Raw genomic sequence first — 26,197 nt, forward strand, 5'->3', positions numbered from 1 at the left:
GTGCGACAGCGGGTCAGCCGCCGAGCGCGGCGAGGTAGGCGTCGAGCTGGGTGACCAGGTCGATGTCCGGGGAGCGCTCCGCAAGGTCACGGGTCTCGGACAGCCGGGTGATCGTCGGGGCCCGATCCGCGGCCGGGTACGAGCAGAGCAGGTCCGCCTCGGCCAGCGCCCGCTGGATCGCGAGCGCCGGGTCGGCGCCGTGCAGCAGCCGGACGTGCGCCTCCTGGAACAGCTGGTGCGCCCGGTGCGGCGCGGTGTCGAAGGACAGCAGCCCCAGGTTGTGCAGCACGCAGGCCTCGCCGCGGGTGTCACCGGCGCGGCCGAACTCGCGCAGCGCCGCCTCCAACCGCGCCTCCGCCTGGCGGCGGTGGCTGAACCTGCCGTCCCCGCCGCTGTGCAGGTACGCCACCGCCAGCGCGAGATCCGCGCGGCCCCGGCCGGCGTGATCGGAACGGTGCCGCAGTTGCCGGCCCTTGGTCGCCCGGTACAGCGCCACGGTCGGGTCCCGGCCCAGCTCGGCGATGCTCAGGTTGGTACTGACCTGGGCGCCGCCGCGCGGCCGGCCGGGCCCGCGCTGCGCCTCGTGCAGCCGTTGCTGCGCACCGAACTGGTCGCCGGTGGCACGGCGGATCGCGGCGACCTGGTTGAGCGCCCAGACCCGCCCGGTCGCCTCGCCGTACCGGTCGGCGAGCAGCCGCACCGAGTGCGCCACCCGGTACGCCCGGGCGGTGCGGTTGCTGTCGCCGAGACCGCGGTAGTCGCCGGTCGCCTCGTACCAGCGGCACAGCGCGACGGCGATCGCCGTCACCGCGCGCACCCCGCCGCGGGTCAGCCCGGGTGGGCCGGCCTTGCGGGGCGCCGCCGCGGTCGCCGGCTCCGTCAACGGCACCCAGCGGGTCACCAGCGGCACCAGCGTCGCCTCGTACTCGCCGAACCACTCCCGGGCCGACGATTCCGGCAGCCGGTCGGCGTGCCGCCCGGCCAGCTCGCCGTAGTGCCGCAGCAGCCGGGTGAGCGCGCGCTGCGCCTCGCCGCGCACCGAGCGCCGGGACCACTCCACGTACCCGGTCAGCGGCGGCACCCAGTCGTCGCTGATCAGGTACCGGGGTTCGGGACTGCGGTCGTCGCCGGCCGCGGCGGAGCCGATCGCGTACCCCTGCCGGATCTGCTGGCGGTGCCGCAGCGTGCGGAGCAGCTCGTAGACCTCGGACTGGCCCTTCGGGCGGCGCAGCAGTGCGGCGATGCCGGCGAGGTCCAGCTCGACCTCGGCCACCGCGGCCATCCGTCGCAGCAGCCGCAGCTGCACCGGGTGCACCAGCTCGAAGGTGCGCCAGCAGGCCCGCCACACCGCGTCGTTGACCTGGGTGTCGGGCAGCCAGTCGCTGAGCCGGTCGTCCGGTTCGATGTTCTTCGCCAGCAGCCGGATCGCCGTCGGCTGCTTGCCGAGTTCCCGCACGATGATCTTCGCGTTGTCGTTGCGGGACAGGTCGCCCCGGTCGGTCTCCCGGCCGAACAGGTCGATCGCGTCCTCGTCGCTGAGCCCGGCGACCTCCCAGGTGAACACGTGCGGCTGGATGGACCGGATGCTCATGCCGGTGCCGGCGATCACGGTCAGCCCCAGCGGCGGGGTGTCCGAGACGAACGGCGCGACCTGCTCGTCGTGCTGCACGTTGTCCAGTACCAGCAGGAGCTGTTCGGCGCGCAGCGCCTCGGTGATCGAGCCGTCCGGCTTGCCCAGCTGGGCCAGTACCGCGTCCACGACCTGCTGCGCGGTGTAGGGACGTTGCGGCCCGGACCGCAGGTCCACGTAGAGGGTGCGCGCCGCGGGGTAGGTGCGGGCGCAGCTGAGGGCGACGGCCGAGGTGCCGTAGTTGGGCGCGCCGTAGAGCACGAGTACCCGGCCGTCCTCGATCTGCTGCTTGACCTCGTCGCACAGCGACTCCCGCCCGACCAGGTCGGGGACCTCCGGCAGCTGGCCGGACACCGGTACCGCGCGCCGGTTGAGCCCGCGCAGCCGGCGCCGTTCCGGGCTCGGCGGCGGCTCGGCCGGGCCGGCGTCCGGTTCGGCCGTGGCCAGCGCCGCCCGCGCCTCGGCGACGCGGGTGGCGACGGTCGTCGCCGTCAGCGTCGCGGTGTCCGGGTCGGGGTCCGGATCCGGGTCGGGATCGAGGCGGGTCCGGTACCGCATCTCCAGCAGCAGCGACAGCGCCACCCCGAACAGCACCGCGAGCAGCGAGTTGATCAGCGACGACTCGGTGATCAGGTTGGCGCCCATGGCGGAGGCGAGCTGGGACACCAGCTCGGCCGCCGCCAGCGGCAGCACGAACCGGGCGACGCGCCGGATCCGCTGTCGCCGCAACCGTTTGCGGTCGTCGGTCATCGTTTCGTCGGCTTCGCTTGCCAGTTTCCGGACACGCCCGCCATCAGCAGCCGGACCAGCTGCTTGCGGGCCACCATCACCGCGACCAGCGGCACCACCGAGAACAGCACCGTCGCACCGGCGACGTGCCCGGTGCCGGTGGTGTAGTAGCGCAGCTGGCCGAGCAGGCTCAGCCCGATCGGGGACAGCTGCGGCGGCGCGAACAGCAGCCCGACCGCGACGTCGTTCCACACCTGCACGAACTGGAGTACGCCGGCGGCGAAGAGGTTCGGCCCGACCTGGGTCAGGGTGGCCCGCGCCGGGCCGGCCTGGTCGGCGCCGTGGTGGATCACCGCCTGCCGCATCTGTTCCGGTGACAGCGAACCGAACGCGCCGTACAGCAGGGCGGTGGTCAGCGGGATCCCGAGCGCCAGGTGCGCCAGGACGAACGCCTGGCCGGTGCCGGACAGTCGGGCCGCACCGAGCGTCTGCACCAGCGGGATGGTGATCGCCTGCACCGGGACGGTGGCGCAGACCACCACGATCGTCAGCACCGTGCCGCGGCCGGGTGGTCGCAGCCAGCCCAGCGCGTACGCGGCGGGGCCGGCGAACGCGACCACCAGCACCGCGACCAGCAGCGCGAACAGCCCGGTACCGAGGTAGTTGCCGAGCATCCCGCCGGCGCCGAGCACCTCGGCGAACGAGGCCAGCGACAGGGCACCGGACAGCCCGTCGGAGGCCAGCGTCGCGTCCGCGTGCAGCGACGCGAACACCAGCAGCAGCGCCGGGATCAGCCACAGCACGATCGCCGCCACGCACAGCGCCTGGGCGAGCCGGTGCCGCAGCCCGGAGTACCGGGCGGGCAGGTGCCGGTCCCACACGGTGACGTCCACCGGCGGCATCCGCCACTGGGCCCGGAACGAGATCAGCGGCAGCACCACGGTCAGCGCCAGCACCGCGAACCACAGCACCGACAGGGCCGCCGCCGGCCCGGCGGTCGGTCCGGCGCCGTACCGCCAGACGTGCAGCGCGAGCACCTCACCGGCCGGCTGGCTGGATCCGGGCACCAGCGCGAGCAGCAGGTCGAAGCTGCGGGCCGAGAACAGCCCGGCGAGGCCGACCAGCAGGGCGGCGACCCGGCGCAGGATCGGCCAGTACAGCCAGCGGTAGACCTCCCGGCGGCGGCCGGTCTCGGCCATGATCATGGACACCTGCTGGCTCGGGATCGCGTCCAGCACCCGCCGGAACACCACCACCGACAGCCCCAGGTAGGCCCAGACGAACGCGGACATCATCGCGAACGTGACCAGGCCCGGCCCGAGGGCCTGCGGTGCGTGCGACCCGACCAGCCGGCCCAGCAGCGCGGTCACCAGGCCGCGGCTCGGATCCGGGTCGTACAGCAGCCGGAACGACACCGCGGTCGCGAGCATCGGCAGCGCCATCGGCGCCACCAGCACGACCGTCAGGACACCGGCCCGGCGGACCCGCCGCGACACCACGGCGAGCAGGTAGCCGACCGCGGTCAGCACCACCGGGAGCGCGACCGCCCAGGCCAGCGTCCGCAGCAGCGCGCGGCGGGCGAGCGGGTCGGACCAGGCGTCGGTGAAGTTGGCCAGGCAGACACCGCGGCAGCCGATGGTGAGGCTGTCCACCACGGTCCGGATCGCCGGCCACACCAGCAGCCCGCCGACCACCAGCGTGGCCGGCGCGAGGTAGAGGTAGGCGCGGCGGGTCTCCGGGCGGACCCGGTCGCGCCGCACCGGCCCGGCGTCGTCGAGCACCAGCAGCCGGTCGACCGGTCGCATCCGGGACGGTGGGGCGGTCGTCATCGCGGCCTCCCGGTCGCCAGGTCGAACTGGCGCACCGCCTCGTCCACCGCCCGCCCGACCGGTGCGCCGCCGGTGACCGCGCGGAAGAAGTCGGACAGGATCAGCCAGCTGCCCTTCCCGTCGTCGCCGATCAGCTTGCCGGTCAGCTGGTCGGACAGGTCGAACCGGACCTCCGCGGTGGGATCGCTGATCTCGCCGGCCAGTTGCCGCATCCGGGCCTGCGGGTACTCCACGGTCAGGTTCTGCTGGTACGGGGCGACCAGGAAGCCGGCGTCCGCCCACGGCGTCGCGGCCGCCTTGGTGGTCAGGTACTCCATCAGGTCCAGCCCGGCGGTGCTGCGGCGCAGCAGCACCGCCACGTCCCCGGCGACGATCTGCGGTCGCCGGCGCCCCTCCACCGGCGGGAACGGGAAGCACGACGGCTCGTCGGCGGAATGCAGGTCGGACACGATGGGGGCGACGAAGTCACCCTCGAACAGCATCCCGGCGCGGTGCTCGCCGAACACCTGCGCGACCGACGCGTCGAACGGGGTGAGCAGCGCGCGGGCGCCGCCGTAGGGCAGCGTGTTCGGCAGCGACCACAGCTCGCCGAGGTTGCGCAGCGCGTGCCGGACGATGTCGACGTCCCAGTCCGCCTGCGGTGAGACCAGCGCGTCGTACGCGTTGCCGGTCTGGTCGTTGCTGTTGAGCGAGGCCAGCACGTTCTCGAACCAGTCGGTGAGCACCCAGCCGTCGGCCGCGCCGATCGCGAGCGGCGATTGGCCGCGGACCGGCCACCGCTTGACGAGGTCGACGAACTCGGCCCAGGTCTGCGGCGGTTGCTGGATCAGCGGATCGCCGTCCGCCGCCGGGAACAGCGCGCTCTGCCGGTACCAGAACAGCGACTTGTGCGCGATCTTCACCCAGCACCCGTACAGGGTGCCGTCGACGCCGGCGAGGGTGCGCCAGTAGTCCGGGAGGTTCGCGCCGTACTTCCGGTCCGGCAGCTCGACCAGGTGGCCGGCGTTGGCGTACTCGGTGATCAGCGATGGCTCGGACAGCACCGCCACGTCCGGCCGGTTGTCCGCGGCCAGCCGGGCGGACAGCATCGCGTCGACGCCGTTGCCGTTGGCCACCACGATCCGGACCGAGTGACCGAACTCGGCGGTGAAGCCGGCGAGGACCTTGCGGAACGCGGCGAGCTCCGGCCCACCCCAGGCGCACACCACCTCCAGCCCGTGGCTGGTGCTGGCGCAGCCGGTGAGCGGCAGCGCGGCGGTGGCCGCGCCGGCGGCGAGCAGGGTGCGGCGCTTCACGACGGCGCCCCCGGAGGATCCGTTGCCAGCGGCGGCAGCGGGGCCGACGGCGCGGCGGCGTCCAGCGGCACCCGGACCGCGCGGCCGGGCGTGGCCGACACCCGGACCCGGTGCCCGACCGGTACCGGGCGGCGGAGCCGGAGCAGCCAGTCGCGGCGACCACCGGCGACGGCACGGACCCGCTGGAACCGCGGCCGCTCGTGCGGCCCGAGTACCTCGACGACGAGCTGGCTGCCGCGGGCCCGGCCGGCGCTGCCAGCAGGGCTGGTGGTGGGCGCGCCGACCGCCATCCAGTCGGCACCCGGCGCCGGGGCGGGCCCCGGCACACCCCATTCCGTGGGCCAGTCGTCGACCGGCACGATCAGCATCGGATCGCCGTAGAGCACCGCGGCGGCGTCGACCGAGGCCGGCCGGACCACTGCGGCCGTCGGCCCCTGCGCCACCACGGTGCCGCGGTAGCCGACCACGACCACCCAGTCGATCGCGTACGGGTCGGTGCGGGCGCGCAGCAGCCCCGGCCGATCGGTGCAGAGCAGCACGGCGAGGTCCGGCCGCTGCGCGCGGGCCTGGTCGAGCAGCTGGACGTACGCGTCGTCGGGTTCCTGGCCGCCGGTGGCGTCGACCACCAGGACGGGCCGGCCGTGCAGCAGTGCCCGGCCCAGCGCGGTGAGCATCCGCTGCGCCGCGCTGACCCGGTCCGGCACGTACCGCTCGACCGCGGAGAGCCGGAAGGCGGCGAGCATCCGGTCGACCTGGTCGCTGTCCTGGCCGTACCGGCGCCAGCGGATCCGCCGGCGTTCCAGCCAGCCGGCGGTGGACTCCTCGCGGGCCCGGATCTCCTCCCGCAGCCGCACGCCGAACAGCATGTTGCGGCGCAGCGAGAGCTGGGGGAGCAGGCCGCCGCCGGACGGCACGAACGCGCACGGTGCGACCTCGCCGGACCAGTGCTGGTCGCCGAACCGGATCCGGCCGTCCGCCGGCTCGTCCAGGCCGGCCACCGCGCGGGCCAGCCGGGTACCGCCGAACCCGGTCTCGCCGATCACTGCGACCACCTGACCGGGCGCGACCGCGCAGCTCAGACCGTCGATGGCCCGGCCGGGGACGGCACCGGCCACGGTCGGGGCCAGGTCGAGATCGCTGAGTTCAAGGTCTGGGCACATGCCTCGCATCCGGCTGGAGAGGTCCTGACGGGAAGGCCCTCCGGTGTGACAGCTGCCTACCGCGCGTCACACCCTAGTCGAATATCGGACATCATGATGTCGACCGTACGACATCGACGATGGTGGATCCATCGGCGAAACGCGGCGGACCTGCCGCGATGACGCAGCGAGAACGATCAGTGACAGGACGGTAACGGGGGCAGTTCGCTGACCCGTACCAGGCTGGGCGCCGCGGCGCCGCCGCCCTTGGCGGCCGGCGCGTACCCGACGGCGAGCGCGTCGCCGGTCGCCTCGGTGTAGCCGTACCGCGGGGTCAGCTTCGTGTACGCACCGGTGCGCAGGTCCGCGGCGAACTGCGCGGTGCCGTCGTCCCACGTCACCAGCGGTCCCGCGGCGCGGACCCACTGCACGTTCCGGCCGGTCGACACGTGCCGCACCTTGACCGGGGCACGCCAGCCGGACCGCCACACCCACAGCGTGCGCACGTCCGCGCCGACCCACGCCACCACCCCGCTGCCGGTACCGACGATGAACGCCGGGCCGCGCACCGCCGCGAGCGTCGCCGGCAGCGTCACCGGTGCGCCGTCGGCCAGCCGTACCGCGTGCAGCTCGGTCAGCGCGTCCGGTCGCGCCGACTCCGGCCACACCAGGTCGGCGTCGAACAGGAACGGCGCGCCCGGATGCCCGGCCCGCACCACCCGGTCGGTACCGGTGGCGAACGAGTACCGGTGCAGCGCGGTGCTGCCGTCCGGGCGGCCGGCGGTCCAGGCCGCCACCCCGGCGGCGACCACCGGGTACAGCAGCGGGCTCGGCACCGGGTTACCGGCGGAGTCGACCGCGTTGCCGGCCAGCCGGTGTGGTTCGCCGCCGGTGACCGAGTCCCAGCCGTACAGGGTCCAGGAGGACAGGTCGGACGGGTTGTGGCTGACCGAGAAGACCAGGTACCGGCCGTCGAACGCGGCGCCGTAGAGCTGGTCGGTGTCCGGGTGCGCGAGCGAGAGCACCCGGGTGCGCCGGCCGTCCCGCCAGAACACCACGCTGCGCCGGTCGGCGGTACGGTCGTCGACCACCGCGGTCGCGCCGTCCGCGCCGACCGCGTGCACCACCAGCGTCTCGCCGGCACGCTGGGGCAACCGGTCGCCGTGCAGCGCCCGCCGCCAGCTCGCCGGCTGCGCGACCGGGCAGAAGTCCGCCGCCGGCGCCGCGTCGGGCACCGCGGTACCGGCCGGGGGAGTGGGGCTCGCGCTCGGGGTGCGCGACGCGGCCGACCCGGCACCCTCGTCGGATGCCGGGTCGGCCGCGGTGTCGCAGCCGGCGAGCAGCAGCAGCGCCGCCCCACCGGCCAGCAGCCGGCGCCTACCAGACGTAGCCACGGCCACCGTTGATCGTGGTGATGGTGGCCGACGACATGGTCGAGTACGCCGGTACGCCGGACGACCAGGAGATGCTCCCGGCGCCGTGCACCGAGTCCTGGTAGCGGGTGTACGTGCCGGAGCCCGAGTACCCGCGCATCGTGTAGTAGTGGAAGATCTCCTGGTTGCCGGGGTGGCCGACCAGGTGTGGCCCGCCCGGTACCTCCCAGGCGTCGCCGATCAGGTCCCAGCCGTTGTTGATGTCGGCGACCAGCCGGGTCTTGTAGGTCGACTTCTCCTTGGCGGTCGGGTCGTACGACAGGCCCACCGGGTAGTAGGTGGCGCCCTGCCCGTGCAGCTTGTACGTGAGCACGTCGGCGACCGGGTAGCCGGTCTGGTACGCCTTCGGTACCGCCGCGTTGCGGCCGGACCAGTCGGTGCCGTCGACGGTGGTGCGCAGCAGCTTCGCGGTACTGCTCTGGCTCAGCGACACCCCGCGCATCTTCAGCGCGCCGGCCACCGCGGCCGGGCCGCACCAGTAGTAGGTCTGCTGTGCCTGCTGGGTGCCCTTGAGCGACTTGGCCGTACTGGCCGCCGTCGCCCCGGGCCGCGCCGCCTCGGCCCGGACCCGGGCCATGGTGCGCTGCGCGGCCTCGGTCCGGCGCTGCAGGCCGGACCGCGCCGCCGCGCTCAGCGGTACGTGCGGGTCGGTGTCGTGTGCCGCCTTGTACGCGGCGGCCGAGTGGGTCGGCTGCTCCGGTGCCACGCCGATCGGCGTGGCCGCGGCTGGTACCGCGGTCAGCGTCGCGACCAGGCCGACGCCGGACACCACCGACAACAGGAGTCGGGTACGAACTGCCACAAGGTCCTCCCCCGGGGGCCGCCGGCGCTCGGGGCCCGACAGGAAGGACTGTCGGCGCCTGCCTGGCAGGGCCCCGTGGCCGGTCGAACGGTCATACCGGCGCGTGGCCGGTCGTCCGGTCCCGCCGGTACGCCGGCGGAGCCGCGCGGGGAGCGTCGGTGCGCCGTGCGACGCCGTCCTCACCCCGCGTCGTCGACGCTAGACGTCAACTGGAGGTCGAGCCGGATCTTCCCGGTATTTCCCTCCTGCGTGACGTTGCGCACGCCATAAACGCCGCCCCGGAAGCGGAGGCGGTCTGGCACGCGCTCCCCGCCAGCGGGTACCTGCCGGGCACCGGCCGGCCCGACTCGGCGAGCTGCGGCCGGCGCCGGACGCGATCCGGCACGGCCGCGCCGGTCCCCGAGCAGGTGCCCGGACGCGTGGGCCGGCGGCCGGGGTCGCGGGGCCCGGCCCGCGGTCGAGCGGCCCCGAGATCGGCCCGGCGCAGCCGGTCACGGGGCCCGCGACAGCCTCTAAGCTGTTCCCCGGTCACGGCCCGGGCCCAGCGTCGTCGTCCGGCCGTCGGATCGTGGGTACGACGAAAGGCAGGACGACATGCTGGTGGACTGGCCACTGGAACGGCTCCGGGAGTACCGGCCGGAGCGCAGCGAACCCGCCGACTTCGACGAGTTCTGGGCGGGCACGCTGAAGCAGGCCAGGGCGAAGGCGGGCCCGGCGACGTTCACCCCGCACGACGCGGCGCTGGCCACCGTCGAGGTGTTCGACCTGACCTTCGCCGGCTTCGACGGGCAGCCGGTGCGCGGCTGGTTCGTGCTGCCCACCGGGGTCGAGGGCCCGTTGCCCTGCGTGGTCGAGTACATCGGCTACAACGGTGGCCGCGGGCTCGCGCACGAGCGGCTCGACTGGTCGGCGGCCGGCTACGCGCACCTGATCATGGACACCCGCGGCCAGGGCTCGAACGGCTCGACGGCCGGCGCCACCGCCGACCCCGACCCGGTGGGGCTGCCCAACACGCCGGGGTTCATGACCCGCGGCATCACCGACCCGGAAAGCTACTACTACCGCCGGGTGTTCACCGACGCGGTGCGCGCGGTGGAGGTGGCGCGCGAGCACCCCCGGGTCGACCCGGACCGGGTCGTCGTCGCCGGCGGCAGCCAGGGCGGCGGCATCACGATCGCGGTCGCCGGCCTCGTGGACGGGCTGTACGCGGCGCTGCCGGACGTGCCGTTCCTGTGCCACTACCGGCGCGCCACCGAGATCACCGACAAGAACCCGTACCACGAGATCACCCAGTACTGCCGGACCCACCGGGACGCCACCGAGCGGGTGTTCGCCTCGCTGGCGTACTTCGACGGGGTCAACTTCGCCGCCCGGGCGAGCGCGCCGGCGCTGTTCTCGGTCGGGCTGATGGACGCGGTCTGCCCGCCGTCGACGGTGTTCGCCGCGTACAACCACTGGGCCGGAACGAACAAGGACATCCGGGTCTGGCCGTACAACGAGCACGAGGGCGGCGCCGCCTTCCAGCGCGCGGAACAGTTGCGTTACGTTCGCGACCTGCTTCGCTGACCCCCCGGAAACCGTGGCATCGTGCTGGTCATGATCCAATCCAGCACGTGTCTCTCGGCCGGCGACCCGGGGGGCCGGCATGAGTGACGACATCCTGCGCGAGTTCGCCCGTACCGGTGGATTCCGGTTCGGGCAACCGCGCGACGTGACCGTCTCGCCGGATGGCGCGCGGGTGCTGTTCCTGCGCGCCGCGTCCGGCCACGACGCCACCACCTCGCTCTGGCAGCTGGACGTGGCCACCGGTGCCGAGACGCTGCTCGCCGACGGCGCCGCGCTGACCGGCGGCGAGCTGTCCGCGACCGAACGGGCCCGGCGGGAACGCAGCCGGGAACGCGCCGCCGGCATCGTCGGCTACGCCACCGACCGCGCCGCGGACCGGGCCGTGTTCACCGTGGACGGCCAGCTGTGGCTGCTGGCCGGCGGCATCCCGGTGCGGCTGCCGGCGACCGGTTCGGTGGTCGATCCGCGGATCAACCCGGCCGGCGCGCACATCTCGTACGTCTCCGGCGGCGCGCTGCGGGTGATCGGCGTGGACGGTACCGACGACCGGGTGCTCGCCGAGCCCGAGACGCCGGACGTGAGCTACGGGCTGGCCGAGCATGTCGCCGCCGAGTCGATGCACCGCGACCGCGGCCACTGGTGGTCGCCCGACTCGTCCCGGCTGCTGGTCGCGCGGGTCGACGACGCGCCGGTCGCGACCTGGTACCTGGCCGACCCGGCCGACCCGGCGCGCCCGCCGGCCGCGGTGCGCTACCCGTCCGCCGGTACCGCCAACGCGATCGTCACGCTGTGGCTGATCGACCCGGACGACGGCAGCCGGACCGAGGTGGTCTGGGACCGGGAGGGCTTCGAGTACCTCGCCGCGGTCGACTGGTCCGGCCCGCTGTCGATCCTGGTGCAGAGCCGGGACCAACGCGAGGTGCAGGTACTCGCGGTGGACGAGCAGACCGGCGCCACCTCGCTGCTGCACGCCGACCACCACGACGACTGGTGGGAGCTGGTACCGGGGCTGCCGGCCCGCACCGCGTCCGGCGCGCTGGTCTGGTCGGCCGACGACGGCGACACCCGCCGACTGCTGGTGGACGGTACCGCGGTGACCCCGCCCGGCCTGCAACTGCGCGCGGTGTCCGGGGTGGACGGCGATGCGGTGCTGTGCACCGCCGGTACCGAGCCGACCGAGGTGCACGTGTGGCGTTGGGCGCCGGACACCGGCCCGGTCCGGCTGTCCGCCGGCGCCGGGGTGCACCAGGGGGTCACCGGCGGCGGAACCACGGTGCTGACGTCCCGCTCGCTGGAGTACCCGGGCGCCCGGGTCACCGTCCACCGCGCCGAAGCGGTCACCCCGATCGCGTCGCACGCCGCCACCGCGACGCTGACCCCGCGGGTCCGGCTGTACGAGCTGGGCGAGCGCGCGCTGCGCTCCGCACTGCTGCTGCCGTCCTGGTACCAGCCGGGCTCTTCCGCCCCGCTGCCGGTGCTGCTGGACCCGTACGGCGGTCCGCACGGACAGCGGGTGCTGCACGCGCTCGACATGTACCTGATGTCGCAGTGGTTCGCCGAGGCGGGCTACGCGGTGCTGGTGACCGACGGCCGCGGCACCCCGGGGCGTGGCCCGGTGTGGGAGCACTCGATCCGCGGCGACAAGCTGACCCACGCGCTGACCGACCAGATCGACGCGCTGCGCGCCGCGGCCGAACTGCATCCGGAACTGGATCTGTCCCGGGTCGGCATCCGTGGCTGGTCGTACGGCGGCTACCTGGCCGCGGCGGCGGTGCTGCGCCGGCCGGACGTGTTCCACGCGGCCGTGGCCGGCGCACCGGTCACCGACCCGATGCTGTACGACACCCACTGGCAGGAGCGGTATCTGGGCCACCCGGACCAGGAGCCGGAGGTGTACCGGCGCAACTCGCTGATCCCGGACGCCACCGCGCTGACCCGGCCACTGCTGCTGATGCACGGGATGGTGGACGACAACGTGGTGGTGGCGCACACGCTGCGGCTGTCCGGCGCGCTGCTCGCCGCCGGCCGGCCGCACTCCGTGCTGCCGCTCACCGGCGTCACCCACATGGCCGGCCAGGAGGACGTCGCCGCCAACCTGCCCCGGCTGGAGCTGGAGTTCCTGGACCGCATCCTGCGCCCGTCCCGCCCCTGACGTGCGTGGTGTGCCGGCAGGTCTCCACCGGCCAGCCGGACTCCGCGACAATCCCCGGTGTGCGTGGCCGGGGAATGTGAGACGACCTCGCGGACACGGCGCGCCAACGAGGTCGCCGAGACCTCAGCGAGCGTCAGGCGTGCCGGTCACGACGGGCCCGAAGGCGGTCCATGCTGCGGGCGAGACCCCGCAGCATGGACGCCTCGCGGTCCTTGGAATCACGGACGCCGACCACCGCGCCCGCGCTGCCGGCCGCCACGCCGTTGGCCCGGCCGCCGCTGCGTGACTGTATCGGTCGAGCTGGTCCTCGCCTGTACTCGGTGCCTCGGTGGTCTCGGTCTCGATCACTGTGATACTCGGTGCCGCCGGGTAGCTGTAGCTCGTCAAGGAGCGGAGCACGGGGGAGTGGTGGTAGCCGAGGTCGGCTTCGATTGGCAAGACTCGGATCTCGACGTTCGGGACCTGGGCTGCCATGACGAGCCATCGAGGCTGGGTCTCCAACACGTCGTCTGGAGCGGTGCGGCGCCGGAGAACGAGTTCGTCGAGGACGATTTCGTATCGGACCGACTTCTTCGTTCGCACAAGGATCTTCTGTCGTTCCCGGCGGCCGACGATATGGCCAACCGGTACCGTGGCAAGCGCGCGGCGCCGGCAGTGGGGCGTCGGCTGCGCTGCCGCTACCAGCGCACCACATTCAGACGGAGGCGAGTCCAGTGCCTCAGCAGATCACCCGCATCCGGGCGCAGCGTTTCCGCTCGCTCGCGGAGGTCGACGTCCGGCTGGGCCGGTTGAACGTGCTGATCGGCCCGAACGGCTCGGGCAAGACCAACCTGCTTAAGGTGCTGCAGTTTCTCGCCACGATGGCGCGCTACGATCTGAGTTTCGCGGTCCGCGACTGGAACGGTTTCGACCACATCCAACGCCAGGCGGGCAAGCCGCTACCGGTCCGGCTGACGATCGAGGGCCGCATCACCGAGCACTCCAGCGACAACGCACTCGACGAGTACATGCTGAGGCTGTCGCAAACGGCTTCCGGGATCTCCCGGACCGAGGAGTTCACGTTCAAGCGCAGCAGTGGGCGCGGGCGGCGGTACAAGGCGTCGGGCAAGGAGATCGAGATCTCCGATCTCGACAGCGACGCACCTCGTCAGGTGCAGCGGGTGGCTGACGCGCAGACAACCGGGCTGGCCACCCTGCCCAAGCTGGCGGATGAGCAGGGGGGCCTCGGTATCCGTACCTTCGCCAACTTCCTGTCCTCGATCCGGGTCCTGGAGCCGGATGTGGTGGCGGCCCGGCAGCCCAGCCGTCCGTACAACGCGAACCTCGCGGACGACGCCAGCAATCTCGCTGACGCGCTTGCTCAGCTGAAAGTCAGCGATCCCGACGCCTGGCCGTTGCTCGTCGCCGACGTGCGCAGTTGCCTGCCGGGGCTCGAGGAGATCCAGATCGTTCCGGTGGGCGGCCCCGGCCGGGCGGTGTCGGTGCAGCTCGTGGAGCAGGGGGTGACCAAGCCGATCGAGCTGGCCGACGCGTCGTTCGGCACGGTCCGGGTCCTGGCCCTACTCACCGCGCTGCACGAGCCGGACCCGCCGCCGTTCACCGCCATCGAAGAGATCGACCACGGTCTTCATCCCTACGCCCTGGACATCCTGGTGGATCGGATGCGCGCGGCGAGCTCGCGCACCCAGATCCTCGCCGCGACCCACTCGCCGACGCTGGTCAACAGGCTGACGGCGGACGAGATCATCGTCTGCGATCGTGAGCCCGAGACCGGTGCGTCGCTGATTCCGGCCACCAGCTCGAAGCAGATCAGGGCACAGCTGGCGGCCACCGACTGGCAGGCGGGCGAACTCTGGTTCTCGGGTGCGCTGCGCGGAGTGCCGGCGGGAAGGGCTCCGACAGACCGGGCCTGGTGCTCGTCTTCGGCGAGAACTACAACGACTCGCAGAGCATCGGGCATCTGCTCGTCCATCTCAATCCGCGGCTTGCCGGCCGGGTCAGACCCTTACCACGGCCCACTTCGCTGACTCGACAGGCGAAGGCGAAGGCGGTGCGCAGCTGGGTGACCGAGCTGGACCGTACGATTCGAGGGTATGAGGCCGGCGGACGGCAGGTCACCGCGGCGTTGGTGCACCGGGACGCGGACGACCCCGATCCCGACGGTGCGGTAGCGATCGCGTTGAGCAACGATCTGGCGCCCCTCGGTCGCGCCCATCCGGTGGTACCGGTGGAGGAGATCGAAGCATGGTGGTTTCTGTTCCCCGACGCGGTTGAGGCGGTACGGCCGTCCGCCTGGCGGGACACGATCCCGCGCCGCGCTCGGGACGTGGAACGCATCCGTAACCCCAAGCAGGAGTTGCAGCGGCTGACCGGCCGGCGCAAGAAGGCCCGCTACGAAGAGGCGGAGTCGCCGAGGGTCGCCGAGTTCGTCCGGCAACTTGGTCTCCGGCCGCAGGGCTCCAGCGCCTCCTACCACCGCTTCGGCGCGGTGGCCCGCTCGCTGACCTGAGGCGGAGCGATCCGGATCTCCCGACCGCATCCTGCGCCCGTCCCGGGCGGACCCGGCGGGTTCCTGACCGCCCCACCCTGACTCGGGTCGTCCCGGCGCCGGCTCCCCCGCGGCCGGTCCGGGACGGACGGATCAGTTGACGTAGTCGCGCAGCGCGCTGACGTTGTCCGGGCGGCGCAGCTTCAGCAGCGTCATCTTCTCGATCTGCCGGATCCGCTCCCGGGACAGGCCGAACTCGCGGCCCACCTCGTCGAGGGTGCGCTGCCGGTCGTCGTCCAGCCCGTACCGCAGCCGGATGACGGCCCGCTCCCGCTCGGTCAGGGTGGACAGCACGCCCTCCAGCGCGTGCTTGAGGAACCCGTACGAGACGGTGTCGTCGCTGTCGTGCTGCGGCTGGACGAAGTCGGCGAGCGAGCTCTCGCCGTCCTCGCCGACGCCCTGGTCCAGGCTGACCGGGTCGCGGTCGTAGCCGATCAGCTCCAGCACGTCGGTCGGTGCGACACCCATCGCCTCGGCGATCTCCAGGTGGCTGGGTTCCCGGCCGAGGGCGAGCGCCAGCTCGCGGCGCGCCCGTACCATCTTGTTGACCTGCTCGACCATGTGCACCGGCAGCCGGATGGTGCGGGACTGCTCGGCCATCGCCCGGGTGACTGCCTGCCGAATCCACCAGGTCGCGTACGTGGAGAACTTGTAGCCCTTGGCGAAGTCGAACTTCTCCACCGCGCGGACCAGCCCCAGGTTGCCCTCCTGGATCAGGTCGAGGAACCCGATGCCGCGGTTGGTGTAGCGCTTGGCGATCGACACCACCAGCCGCAGGTTGGCTTCCAACAACCGGTTACGGGCCGCGACACCCTCGGTGACGATGCGGGACAGCGCGTCGCGCAACGACTCCGGGTCCGCCTGGTACGCGGTGGCCAGCGGGCCCTCGGTGGCCCGGCCGTGGAGGATCTCGGTCGCGTAGAGTCCGGCCTCGACCCTCTTGGCGAGCGTGACCTCGTCGGCGGCGGTCAGCAGCCGGACCCGGCCGATCGCGTTCAGGTAGGTACGCACCAGGTCCGCCGAGTTCGCTCGATCGTCGGTGTCGGTCCGCGTCGTCAGGTATTCCTCGCTCAGTGGAAGGGCCACTGTCTTCCGCCTCCCGTGCCGGGCGCTGGGCGCCTGAGTGCTTGTCGATGCCGGCCCGCCGCGTCGGTGACCCGCGTCGTCCGTGACGCTGATTCCACCGGGAGAGCGGGCGCTACGGGGAGTCGCGCGAGGCAGCTGGCACGAATCCGGGAACTGCCCGGCCGCGGGCGGAACCCGTTGGCACGAATAGGGGAGTCAGGCGCGCGGTGGGACGTTGCGTGTCGGCGCCGTCACAGCCGACCGGGAGCTGCTGGACGTGGCACACGATCGTTACGATGTGGATCGCGGTGCAACCCGATCGCAACGCCGATGCGTTCTTCAGGTGTGGCGGCCGATGGTCGCCGGCGCATCACCCGATGTCGGACTTCGCCGGCAATGAGCCGAGATCCGGGGACCGATCCCGATCGGCGGGTGGCGCGGGATCGACGGGGAGTGGACGTCCCGCAGCGGGGCACCGCAAGGCAGAGCTACTGGTCGACACGGCCAGGGACAGGGGAGGCGGTATGCCACGTCACTCGTGGCGCGGCCGAGCCAGGATCGTCACGGCGCTGATGGCCACCGGCCTGGCGGCGACGATGCTGGCCGGGTGCAACAACGGCGACGGCAAGGCGTCGGCGGGCAGCAAGGACGACGGTCTCGGCGGGGGCAAGCCGGTCCCGGCGGCGACCGTGGCGATCACACCGACCACCGGCACCAGCAAGGTGTCGCCCGGCGAGCCGGTGGTGGTGAAGGCGACCGGCGGCACGCTTGCCACGGTCTCGCTGACCAATGCCGCCGGCAAGCAGGTGTCCGGCACGCTGTCGGCCGACAAGAAGACGTGGACCTCCAGCGAGAAGCTGGGCTACGACAAGAAGTACGCGGTGGCGGCCACCGCGACCAACGCCGACGGCAGGAAGACCAGCGGCAAGAGTTCGTTCAGCACCGTCAAGCCGGGCAACTTCACGCTGCCCTACCTTCGTAACGGCAACGGCAAGACGTACGGCGTGGGTGAGCCGGTGATGGTGCACTTCGACGAGAAGATCCCGGACAAGGCGGCCGCGGAGAAGGCGCTGAAGGTCACCACCAGCCCGTCGATCGAGGGGTCCTGGAGCTGGATCAACGACCAGGACGTGCACTGGCGGCCGAAGACCGACGCCGGGAAGTACTGGCCGGCCGGCACCAAGGTCACCGTGGCCGCCGACGTGTACGGCGTGAACATGGGCAAGGGGCTGTGGGGCCAGGAGGACCGCAAGGTCTCGTTCACCATCGGTGACCAGATCATCGCGAAGGCGTCCAACAAGTCGCTGCACATGAAGATCTACAAGAACGGCAGCGTGGTCAAGGACATGCCGTTCAGCGGCGGCAAGGGCGGCTACATCCAGGACAAGTACGGCAACAACGTCTCGCTGTGGACTCCGAGCGGGACGATGGTCGTGATGGACCTGGAGCGCAAGGTGCACATGACGTCGTCCAGCTGGGGCATCGCCAAGAACAACCCGCAGGCGTACGACCTGTGGGTCGACTACGGCACCCGGCTCACCGGCGACGGCATCTACCTGCACGCGGCCCCCTGGAACGAGGGCCTGCACGGGGTGCAGAACGACTCGCACGGGTGCATCAACCTCAGCACCGCCGACGCCGAGTGGGCGTACGAGCATCTCAAGCCGGGCGACATCGTGATCATGTCCGGTACTCCGGACAAGGTGACGCTGACTCGCGGTTACGGCGACTGGAACGTCAGCTGGGACCAGTGGGTGAAGGGTTCCGCGCTGCACTGACGCAGTCCGTTCCACCGGTGGCCGTCGCCCGATCCGGGTGGCGGCCACTCGCGTGTTCCGGCCACCATCCCGCGTGCCGGCCGGGGCGATTGGCGTGCTCCGATCGTGCCGGCCAGGCTTCGGAAAGGGCCGTACAGATGGGAGAAAACTTCTCTCAAGGTAGTGATGGTGATCACAGGCGGCGATATGATCTTCGTGGGATGGGCGTCTGTCCACCCCCTTGAATCGAGGGGAGCCGTCATGCCCACTGAGAAGGAGCCCGTCGGGTCGGGAATCGCCGATCCTGGTCCACTCGGGCTCGCTGCCTTTGCCCTGACCACGTTCCTGCTGTCGGCCAAGAACGCCGGCTGGACCCACGGCACCGATGCCTGGCTCGGCTACGCGTTCTTCTACGGCGGCGCCGTGCAACTGCTCGCCGGGATGTGGGAGTTCCGTAACCGCAACACGTTCGGCGCCACCGCCTTCAGCACGTACGGCGCGTTCTGGCTCGGGCTCGGGTTCTACGCCAAGTTCGTGGCTCCGGCGGCCAAGCCGGACCAGATCGCCAACGACGAGGGGTGGATCCTGCTCGCGTTCGCCATCGTCAACCTGTACCTGCTGATCGCCAGCACCAGGCTGAACACGGCCCTGTTCGCGGTGTTCCTCACTCTGCAGGCCACCGAGGTGGTGCTGTTCATCGGCGCGTTCGCCACGAACGACTCGATCACCAAGATCGGCGGCTACATCGGCGTGCTGACCGCCGTGGTCGCGTGGTACACGTCGTTCGCCATCGTGTTCAACAGCGTGTCCGGCCGGGAGGTGCTCAAGCTCGGGCGACCACTCGTCGCACCGGGCACGTAACGCAGACTCGCAGCCGGCGGCCGGTGGGCGACGCCCGCCGGCCGCCGTCCTGCCCGCCGGAGCCGGTCAGCGGCTGGCCGGCGTCTCCGGGCGGCGCAGCCGGCCGGCCGCCACCAGCTCCACCGCGACCAGCACCGCGATGCACTCCACCGCGAGCAACGCCACCAGGACCAGCAGCTGGGCGGCGCCGGCGGCGACCGGGCTGGCGCCCCGAGCAGGACCCCGACGAACGCGCCCGGCAGCGTCACCAGGCCGACCGTGCGGGTCTGGTCCAGCGCCGGGACCAGCGCCTGGGCCGCGGACGGCCGGCACACCTCCAGCGCGGCGTCCCGGCGGGTGAGCCCCAGCGCGAGCGCCGCCTCGTACTCGCCCCGGCGGGTGGCGAGTTCGTCCAGCGCGCGGCGGCCGGACAGCGAGGTCGCCGTCATCGCCCCGCCGATCAGGATGCCGGCCACCGGCACCACCGAGATGCCCTTCCACGGCACCAGGCCCGAGCCGAGCACGATCACGAGGGCGGGCAGCAGGCCGGCGGCGATCGGTATCGCGGCCCACAGCCCGCTGCGCACCGTCGTGATGCGGCGGGCCGAGGTGACCGAGGCGATGCCGTACATCAGCGCCACGAACGCGGCGGTCAGCCACAGCGAGCGCAGTACCGCGGCGATCACCAGCGAGACCGCGCCGAGTTGGATCGCCGCCCGGACCGAGGCGGTCAGTACCCGCCGGGCGACGCCGAGCCGGCCCAGCGCGGCGACCGCGGCGGCGAGCAGCGCCAGCGCGGCGAGTACCGCGCCGAGCAGCGGGGTGACCGGGATCGCGTTGCCGTTCATGCACCGATCTCACCGCGGACCGGGTCCGGTGTCGACACCGGACCCCGGTACCGGGCCGGCGCCGAGCGTACGGCCGGCGCAACGAGGCGACCGGCGTCCGGCGCGAGACACTGGCGGGATGACGCAGCCGGTGGTGGTGGTCGACGCGGCGAACGTGGTGGGCTCGGTACCGGACGGCTGGTGGCGGGACCGGGCGGGCGCGGCGGCCCGGCTGCGGGACGCACTGGTACCGCAGGCCGCCGCCGGCCTGGCCGCGGACGCCGACGTGCCCGACTGGGCCCGGACCGGGCCGGTCCGGATGGTGCTGGTGGTGGAAGGTGCGGCCCGCCGGGTCGCCGCGGTGCCGGGGGTCGAGGTGGTCTCCGCGCCCCGGTCCGGCGACGATGCGATCGTCGCGTTCGTCCGGGCCGGGCAGCCGGACCGCTGCCTGGTGGTGACCGCCGACCGCGAGCTGCGGGAGCGGGTCCGGGCGCTCGGCGCCGTGGTGGCCGGGCCGCGTTCGGTGTACCGGCCACGGCCGTCCTGAGGGGGCAGCGCGCCGCCGGTGACATCGGTGGGTGGTGGAAGGTTCGCGCTGCGTGGCCGATGATCCGGGTGCGGCCCCGGTCCGGTACGGTTCGCGCGTGATCGTCAGAGCTCCGCACAGAATGGCACCCGGTCCGGAGCGTGTCGCCGAGCCGCGGCGCCCGGCCCTGCGACGCGGTCTGTGGCGGATCGGCGGGCTGCTGGCGCTCGGCGCGGCGCTGGTGCCGGCCGGCTGTGCCAGCGGGCACGGTGACGGGCCGGCCGCCGCAGCGCCCGGCCCGTCCGCGACGGCCGGCTCGACACGGGCTCCGTCCCCGTCCCGGTCCGCGCGGCCGGCCCTGGCCGGTCGGGTGATCGTCGTGGACGCCGGGCACAACGACGGCAACTTCGACCACCCCGAGCAGATCGACCGGCTGGTGAATGCGGGCGGGTTCCGCAAGGCGTGCGACACCACCGGTACCGAGACCGACGGCGGGTACCACGAGGCGGCGTTCACGTTCGACGTGACGAAGCGGCTCACCGCGTTGCTGCGCGCGGACGGCGCGAAGGTGGTGCTGACCCGCAAGGACGACCACGGCGTCGGCCCGTGCGTGGACGAGCGGGCCGAGATCGGGAACAAGGCGCACGCGGATGCGGCGCTGTCCATCCACGCCGACGGTGGTCCGGCCGATGGGCACGGCTTTCACGTGATGTACCCGCCGTCGATGGCCGGCGGGAAGAAGGTGGCCGCGGCGTCACGCCGGCTGGCGGCCGCGGTCCGGGACGGCTACCGGTCCGGCACCGGGCTGCCGGTCGCCGACTACATCGGCACCGACGGGCTGAACCGGCGCACCGACATGGCCGGGCTCAACCTGTCCACGGTGCCGAAGGTGCTGCTGGAATGCGGGAACATGCGCAACAGCGGGGACGCCGGCAAGCTTGCCTCGGCGAAGTTCCGGCAGCGGATCGCGGTCGCTCTGGACGTCGCGATCCGCCGGTACCTGTCCTGAGGGCCGCGGCGGCTGCCGGGGGAACCTCCGGTCGAGCGAGCCGGAGAGCGGGCCCGCCGACCGACGGTGAGGTTCCCCGCCGGCGGCTCAGCCCAGGGCCGGCAGCACGCAGGCCGGGCTCGGTACCGCCACCGAGCCGGTCTGGCGCAGCGCGCCGGTGCCGGCGTCCCGCTGGAAGACCGCGACGGTGTCGGAGTTCTGGTTCGCCACGTAGAGGTGGTCGCCGGACAGCACCAGGTGTCGTGGCCAGTCGCCGTCCGTCGGTACCTCGGTGCGCAGCCGCGGCGTCGCACCGTCCAGGTCGAACACCGCGACCGTGTTCGCACCGCGGTTCGCCAGGTAGCCGAACCGGCCGTCCGGGCTGGTCGTGATCTCGCTGGGGTAGTTCTCCCGGTCGCGGGTGGTGGTCGGCACCGGCGAGCCGAAGCTCAGCGTGCCGGTCCGCGGCTGGTAGCCGGCCGGCGTGACGCTCGACCCGAGCTCGGCGGCCAGGTACACCCGGTCGTCGCCGGCGAACGCCAGGTGCCGCGGCCCGGTTCCCGGCGGCAGCTGCGCCGCCCGCTGCTGCACCAGCCGTCCGTCGCGCAGCAGGTAGGTGTGCACGGTGTCGGTGCCCAGGTCGTTCACCAGCAGGTAGCGGCCGGCCGGATCGAACCGGGCCTGGTGCGCGTGCGGCCCCTCCTGCCGGCCGGTGTTCGGTCCGGATCCGGTGTGCTGCACCAGGTCGGTGCGCTCACCGAGGCTGCCGTCCGGTTCGATCGGGTGCACCGACACCGAACCGGAGGTGTAGTTGGCGGTCACCAGCCAGCGGCCGGTCGGGTCGACGCTGAGATGGCAGGGGTCGCTGCCGCCGGTCGGCTGCTCGGCGCCGAGCGGGGTGAGACCGGCGCCGTCGACGGCGTAGCCGCGCACCGCGCCGTCCGGCCGCTCGGCCACCGCGTACAGGTACCGACCGGTCGGGTGGGCGGCGAGGAACGACGGCCCGGGCGCGGTGACGGTCTCGCCGGCCACCGTCAGCGCGCCGCTGCCGGGGTCCTGCCGGTACACCGCGATGCCGGTGCCGCGCCCGCCGCCGCTGGAATCCGGTGTGTAGCAGCCGATGAAGATCAGCCGGTCGGTCATGCCGCATGCCTCCCAGAGTTCGCACCCAGTGGTCCGTCGGCGCCGGTCGGACTCGGCACGACGCTGTCGGGGTTGCCGACACACTCGCACACGACACCGGTGTGCGGCTGCGCCTCCGCCCGGCAGCCCCGGGTCGAGCCTCGACAGCATCCGACGCCACCCGGTGCGCACCGCCACGATCGCCACCCGCCATTCTGCCGGCCGCTGCCCGCCCGGTACCGCTGCCGCCGCGCGGTCCGCCGGGCGCGCCCCGGGCTCGTACGATGGAGTCGTGACGAACGAAGACGGGACGTCAGGGGAGGGCCCCCGTCCGACGGCGGTCCGGATCGGTGACGCCGAGCGTGAGTCGGCGGTGCAGGCGCTCGGCGAGCACATGAAGGCCGGCCGGCTCCAGGTCGACGAGTACAGCGAACGGTCCGGCAGGGCGGCCGAGGCGCGCACCGCCGACGAGCTGACCAGCCTTTTCACCGATCTTCCGGCGCCACATCCGACGCTGCCGGACGCCGGCGCCGGCGCGGCGGTCCGGCCGGTCCCGGCCGGCGGTGACCTCGACCAGCATCGCCCGCCGGGCACCCCCGCGCAGCGGGCGGCCGGTGCGCTGATCGGCGTGTCCTGGATCGGTGCGGTGGTGCTGATGGTGACCACCGGGTTCGGCTGGTGGATGTTCGCGATCCCGATCGCGCTGTCCGTGGTGTTCGGTTCGATCTGGGGCAAGGGCTGGCAGCGCGAGCTGAACGGGCGGGACGATCGCCGCGACTGGCCGCACGATCGCCGCGATGCGCGGCAGCAGCGCCGGGACGATCGGCGCAACCGCCGCGGCCACGGCTACTACCGCTGACCTGGCGGTGCCATCCGCGGTCCGGACCGCCCGGCCGGAAAACCGGGGATGTTCTGTGCCACAACGGTGGACTTCGCACATCCTGTCCGTCGCGCAACGCAACTCCCGGTGAATGCTGAGGGCGTGTCCGGGGCCGGATCGCCCCGGCGGCGCGGGCCGGAGCCGGCGGGTGTAGCCGTCACCCCGTCGGCTCCGGCCATCCATCCCGACACCGCTCACTGCCCGAAGGTCGGGACGGTTCTCCCGGCGAGCGGGACGACCGTCGTCAGAAATACCGGTAAATCCGGGATCACCGACCAGTGGCCCTTGCCCGGGACGCAACGGTCTTGCTACACCACTGGTACGTGTCGGCCGGATCGGGCGACGCCGGGTGTCCTGTCCACGGCCCGGCGGTCAGAGGCGATGACGGCACGTCCTGGGGAGGCGAGGCGTGCGGTCGGCGCGGGACGGCGGTTCGCTGACCGACCCCGTCGTGCCCCCGACCCGGCCGACGAGCGGCCCACCGGTCCGCCCGCACGGATTCGTCCGCACCCTGCTTCGCGGCGGCGTCGCCGTGGTCGCGATGGGCGCCACCCCGGTCGACGGCGCCGCCGATCCGACCCCGCAGCCGGCCTGGCGGCGGGTGACGATGCTGCTCGGTGCCGACGCCGCGCCCGGCGGGCCGGACGCGCTGATGCACCGCTCCGGGCGGTACCTGCTGATCGCACCGGCGGTGTTTCGCACCCTGGCGCTGCCGGTACCGGTGGGCGTGCTCGTCGCGCGGTTCGGGGCCACCACGCTCGGGCCGGTGCTGCCGCTCGCGATCCTGCTCGCGGTCGCCAACATCGCGGTGATCGCGCTGGTGCTGGCCCGTCCGGTACTGACCGAGCGGGGCCTGCGGATCGGCCTGGTCGTCGACCTCGGGGTGGCGGTGGCCGTCAACGTCCTCGCCGCGCCGAGCGTGCCGGGCGACCTGGAGTCGGCGTACCACGACGTGTTCTGGGGGTACCTGATCGGTACGGTCGCGCTGTGGTCGGCGGCGCGCGGCGTGCAGGCGGCGGTCGCCGCGCTGGTGCTGTCGGTGCCGACCCAGCTCGCGATGGTGTGGCTCAGCCCGGCCGGACCCGGCGAACTGTCGCTCGGCGGCGCGATCGGCCGGTTCGGCGCACTGGTGCTCACGGTGGTGCTCACCGTCCTGGTCCTGGCGCTGGTCGGGATGGGCATCCGGTTGGCGATGCTGATCGGCATGCGCGCCGGACGTCAGGCCGAACGGGCCAGGATGCTGCGCGGCATGCACGACACCGTGTTGCAGGCGCTGGAGGCGATGGCGCTCAGTGCCGGGCTCGACCACGCCGAGCCGGCGAGCGCGCTGGCCGAGCTGCGGGCGACCGCCCGCAGCCAGGCCGGGTTGCTGCGCCGCACCCTCGACGAGCTGACCAACCACAGCGACCGGCGGCTCACCGACGACCTGGCCGAGGTGGTCGGCGAGGCGGTCGCGGGTGGCCTGCCGGTGGAGCTGGTCGTCGCGCACATCGACGACGCCGGGTTGCCGGTCGACCGGCGCGAGGCGATGCGTGACGCGGTCCGGGAAGCGTTGCGCAACACCAGGAAGCACGCCGGGCGCTGCGACGCGGTGGTCCGGGTGGACGAGGCCGGGGAGGGCATCCGGGTGGTGGTGCGCGACCATGGCCGGGGCTTCGTGGTGGACGCCGACACCCTCGGGTTCGGCCTGGCCGAATCGGTCCGGGCCCGGCTGGCCGAGGTCGGCGGCCGGGCCGAGATCGAGTCCCGCCCGTCCCGCGGTACCCGGATCACCCTGTGGGTGCCGCGGTGAGGCCGGACCGCCGGAGGCAGGCCGGATCGTGGCGACCGAACGGAGCGGGCATGTCGATGCGGTGGACGGGGCTGGCGGTCGCGGTGACGCTGCTGGTCGGTGCGACACTCGCCATCCCGGTACGGGCGAGCGCGGCGCCCGGCTGCGCCGCACCCACCGGGGTGTACGCAGACGCCGCGCCGTGGCCGCAGGGCCTGTTCGGGCCGAAGCGGATCTGGCGGCTGTCCACCGGCGCCGGTCAGCTGGTCGCGGTGGTGGGTACCGGGGTCGACGCGGCCAACCGGCAGCTGTCCGGCCGGCTGGCGGACGCCAAGGCGGTGGCCGGGATGAGCGATCCGCGGCACGACTGCGACGGCCGCGGCACGCTCGCCGCCGGGATGATCGCGGCCCGGCCGGACGCGCACACCACGTTCGTCGGACTGGCTCCGGGCGCGCGGCTGCTGTCGGTCAAGTACACCCAGACGACCAGCGGCGGCGACAGCGAACCGGACCCGGACGGCCTCGCGGCGGCGATCAAGGCGGCGGTGGCCGCGCACGCGTCGGTGATCTGCGTGGCGGTACCGGCGGCGCACGGCAGCGGCGCGCTGACCGACGCGCTGCGCGACGCCGCGGACGCCGACGCGGTGGTGGTGGCACCGGCCCGGATCGGTTCGTCCGATCACCCGGTCGGCCGGTCGTACCCGACGTCCTCGCCCGGGGTGCTCGGCGTCGCCGTCGCGGGCCGGGACGGTGCGGCAGCGTCCACGGAGGACGGCGACTATCTGGACGTGGCGGCGCCGGGTGCCGGCGTGGTCGGCCTCGCCGCCGGTACCGGCGGGGCGCTCGGGCACAAGTGGCCGGCCACCGATCCGGCCGCGGCGGCCGGCTACGCGGCGGGCGCGGCGGCGCTGCTCCGGGCCTACCAGCCGAAGTTGACGGCGGCTCAGGTGGTGGACCGGATCACCCGTACCGCAACGGATTCCGGGGCCGCGCGGGACCCGCGGCTCGGTGCCGGGATGATCGACCCGGCCGCCGCGGTCGGCGCCCCGCTGCCGGCGCACCGGTCGTCGCCGTCGCCCGGCCCGACCGCCATCCCGGCGGCGGTGGCCGCGGTACCGCCGTCCGAGCCGTACCGCGACCTGGTGCTGGTGTCGGGACTCGGTGCGCCGGGCGCCGCGCTGCTCCTGCTGCTCGCGGTACGCACGGTGCGTCGCGGCCGGCGCCGCCGCTGGCGCCCGGCCCGCCAGACCTGAACGGCGGCCGGCACGTCGTCGTCGGTCGGCCCGCCGGGCGGCGCC

Annotated in this window: 20 protein-coding genes and 1 pseudogene; 11 read left to right on the forward strand and 10 right to left on the reverse strand. The window is 73.3% G+C overall.

Annotated elements, in window-relative coordinates; translation table 11 throughout:
- Positions 1-13 precede the first annotated feature (13 nt).
- From Athai_RS05450 to Athai_RS05475, 6 genes are all read right to left on the reverse strand, one after another.
- A complete protein-coding gene (locus Athai_RS05450; RefSeq protein ID WP_203960459.1) occupies positions 14-2,380 on the reverse strand; it encodes a hypothetical protein in 2,367 nt (788 codons plus the stop codon).
- Positions 2,377-4,188, reverse strand: coding sequence for a hypothetical protein (locus tag Athai_RS34700; RefSeq protein WP_203960460.1), 1,812 nt, complete (start codon positions 4,186-4,188; stop codon positions 2,377-2,379). Before Athai_RS34700 ends, Athai_RS05450 begins: the two co-directional genes overlap by 4 nt.
- Entirely contained in the window at positions 4,185-5,483 is a 1,299-nt protein-coding gene (locus Athai_RS05460; protein ID WP_203960461.1) for an ABC transporter substrate-binding protein, read from the reverse strand. Before Athai_RS05460 ends, Athai_RS34700 begins: the two co-directional genes overlap by 4 nt.
- Positions 5,480-6,643 (reverse strand): ATP-binding cassette domain-containing protein, encoded by a 1,164-nt coding sequence (locus Athai_RS05465; protein WP_203960462.1) that lies wholly within the window; start codon positions 6,641-6,643, stop codon positions 5,480-5,482. Before Athai_RS05465 ends, Athai_RS05460 begins: the two co-directional genes overlap by 4 nt.
- Before the next feature lie 176 nt (positions 6,644-6,819).
- On the reverse strand, positions 6,820-8,016 hold the full coding sequence (locus Athai_RS05470) for a hypothetical protein (protein WP_203960463.1): 1,197 nt from the start codon (positions 8,014-8,016) through the stop codon (positions 6,820-6,822).
- Positions 8,000-8,857, reverse strand: coding sequence for a C39 family peptidase (locus Athai_RS05475; RefSeq protein WP_203960464.1), 858 nt, complete (start codon positions 8,855-8,857; stop codon positions 8,000-8,002). The genes Athai_RS05470 and Athai_RS05475 overlap by 17 nt, the downstream gene beginning before the upstream one ends.
- A gap of 594 nt (positions 8,858-9,451) precedes the next feature.
- On the opposite strand from Athai_RS05475, the gene Athai_RS05480 reads away from it, so the two are divergent.
- Together Athai_RS05480 and Athai_RS05485 are read left to right on the forward strand one after the other, a co-directional pair.
- Positions 9,452-10,423: an acetylxylan esterase gene (locus tag Athai_RS05480; RefSeq protein ID WP_203960465.1), complete on the forward strand. Its 972-nt coding sequence runs from the start codon at positions 9,452-9,454 to the stop codon at positions 10,421-10,423.
- 79 nt (positions 10,424-10,502) lie between these two features.
- On the forward strand, positions 10,503-12,575 hold the full coding sequence (locus Athai_RS05485) for a S9 family peptidase (RefSeq protein ID WP_203960466.1): 2,073 nt from the start codon (positions 10,503-10,505) through the stop codon (positions 12,573-12,575).
- 123 nt (positions 12,576-12,698) lie between these two features.
- Here Athai_RS05485 and Athai_RS35205 read toward each other — a convergent pair whose 3' ends face one another.
- On the reverse strand, positions 12,699-13,289 hold the full coding sequence (locus tag Athai_RS35205; RefSeq protein ID WP_420829821.1) for a Scr1 family TA system antitoxin-like transcriptional regulator: 591 nt from the start codon (positions 13,287-13,289) through the stop codon (positions 12,699-12,701).
- Here Athai_RS35205 and Athai_RS05490 point away from each other — a divergent pair.
- A complete protein-coding gene (locus Athai_RS05490; protein ID WP_203960467.1) occupies positions 13,289-14,602 on the forward strand; it encodes an AAA family ATPase in 1,314 nt (437 codons plus the stop codon). The genes Athai_RS35205 and Athai_RS05490 overlap by 1 nt on opposite strands.
- Before the next feature lie 23 nt (positions 14,603-14,625).
- Positions 14,626-15,084: a hypothetical protein gene (locus tag Athai_RS05495; protein ID WP_203960468.1), complete on the forward strand. Its 459-nt coding sequence runs from the start codon at positions 14,626-14,628 to the stop codon at positions 15,082-15,084.
- 132 nt (positions 15,085-15,216) lie between these two features.
- Here Athai_RS05495 and Athai_RS05500 read toward each other — a convergent pair whose 3' ends face one another.
- On the reverse strand, positions 15,217-16,209 hold the full coding sequence (locus tag Athai_RS05500; RefSeq protein WP_239156739.1) for a sigma-70 family RNA polymerase sigma factor: 993 nt from the start codon (positions 16,207-16,209) through the stop codon (positions 15,217-15,219).
- A gap of 503 nt (positions 16,210-16,712) precedes the next feature.
- Here Athai_RS05500 and Athai_RS05505 point away from each other — a divergent pair.
- Positions 16,713-17,966, forward strand: coding sequence for a L,D-transpeptidase (locus Athai_RS05505; protein WP_203960469.1), 1,254 nt, complete (start codon positions 16,713-16,715; stop codon positions 17,964-17,966).
- A gap of 240 nt (positions 17,967-18,206) precedes the next feature.
- Complete coding sequence (locus Athai_RS05510) at positions 18,207-18,806, forward strand: acetate uptake transporter (protein ID WP_203960470.1); 600 nt, start codon at positions 18,207-18,209, stop codon at positions 18,804-18,806.
- Between the two features lie 269 nt (positions 18,807-19,075).
- Here Athai_RS05510 and Athai_RS05515 read toward each other — a convergent pair.
- Positions 19,076-19,633 (reverse strand): annotated as a pseudogene (locus Athai_RS05515) (ABC transporter permease); the annotation flags it as partial.
- A gap of 118 nt (positions 19,634-19,751) precedes the next feature.
- Here Athai_RS05515 and Athai_RS05520 point away from each other — a divergent pair.
- Positions 19,752-20,159 (forward strand): PIN domain-containing protein, encoded by a 408-nt coding sequence (locus tag Athai_RS05520; protein ID WP_203960471.1) that lies wholly within the window; start codon positions 19,752-19,754, stop codon positions 20,157-20,159.
- A 97-nt stretch (positions 20,160-20,256) separates the two neighbouring features.
- The gene (locus Athai_RS05525; protein ID WP_203960472.1) at positions 20,257-21,147 is read left to right on the forward strand and encodes an N-acetylmuramoyl-L-alanine amidase; all 891 of its coding nucleotides are present in this window, start codon (positions 20,257-20,259) and stop codon (positions 21,145-21,147) included.
- 87 nt (positions 21,148-21,234) lie between these two features.
- Here Athai_RS05525 and Athai_RS05530 read toward each other — a convergent pair whose 3' ends face one another.
- Complete coding sequence (locus Athai_RS05530) at positions 21,235-22,269, reverse strand: lactonase family protein (protein WP_203960473.1); 1,035 nt, start codon at positions 22,267-22,269, stop codon at positions 21,235-21,237.
- Positions 22,270-22,540: 271 nt separating this feature from the next.
- Here Athai_RS05530 and Athai_RS05535 point away from each other — a divergent pair, with 271 nt between their 5' ends.
- The 3 genes from Athai_RS05535 to Athai_RS05545 all read left to right on the forward strand — a co-directional run bounded on the left by Athai_RS05535 (position 22,541) and on the right by Athai_RS05545 (position 26,152).
- Complete coding sequence (locus Athai_RS05535) at positions 22,541-23,107, forward strand: DUF1707 SHOCT-like domain-containing protein (RefSeq protein WP_203960474.1); 567 nt, start codon at positions 22,541-22,543, stop codon at positions 23,105-23,107.
- A 430-nt stretch (positions 23,108-23,537) separates the two neighbouring features.
- A complete protein-coding gene (locus Athai_RS05540) occupies positions 23,538-24,920 on the forward strand; it encodes a sensor histidine kinase (RefSeq protein ID WP_203960475.1) in 1,383 nt (460 codons plus the stop codon).
- A gap of 50 nt (positions 24,921-24,970) precedes the next feature.
- Entirely contained in the window at positions 24,971-26,152 is a 1,182-nt protein-coding gene (locus Athai_RS05545; protein WP_203960476.1) for a S8 family serine peptidase, read from the forward strand.
- The last annotated feature ends 45 nt before the right edge of the window (positions 26,153-26,197 follow it).

Source organism: Actinocatenispora thailandica (assembly GCF_016865425.1).
Classification (GTDB): domain Bacteria; phylum Actinomycetota; class Actinomycetes; order Mycobacteriales; family Micromonosporaceae; genus Actinocatenispora; species Actinocatenispora thailandica.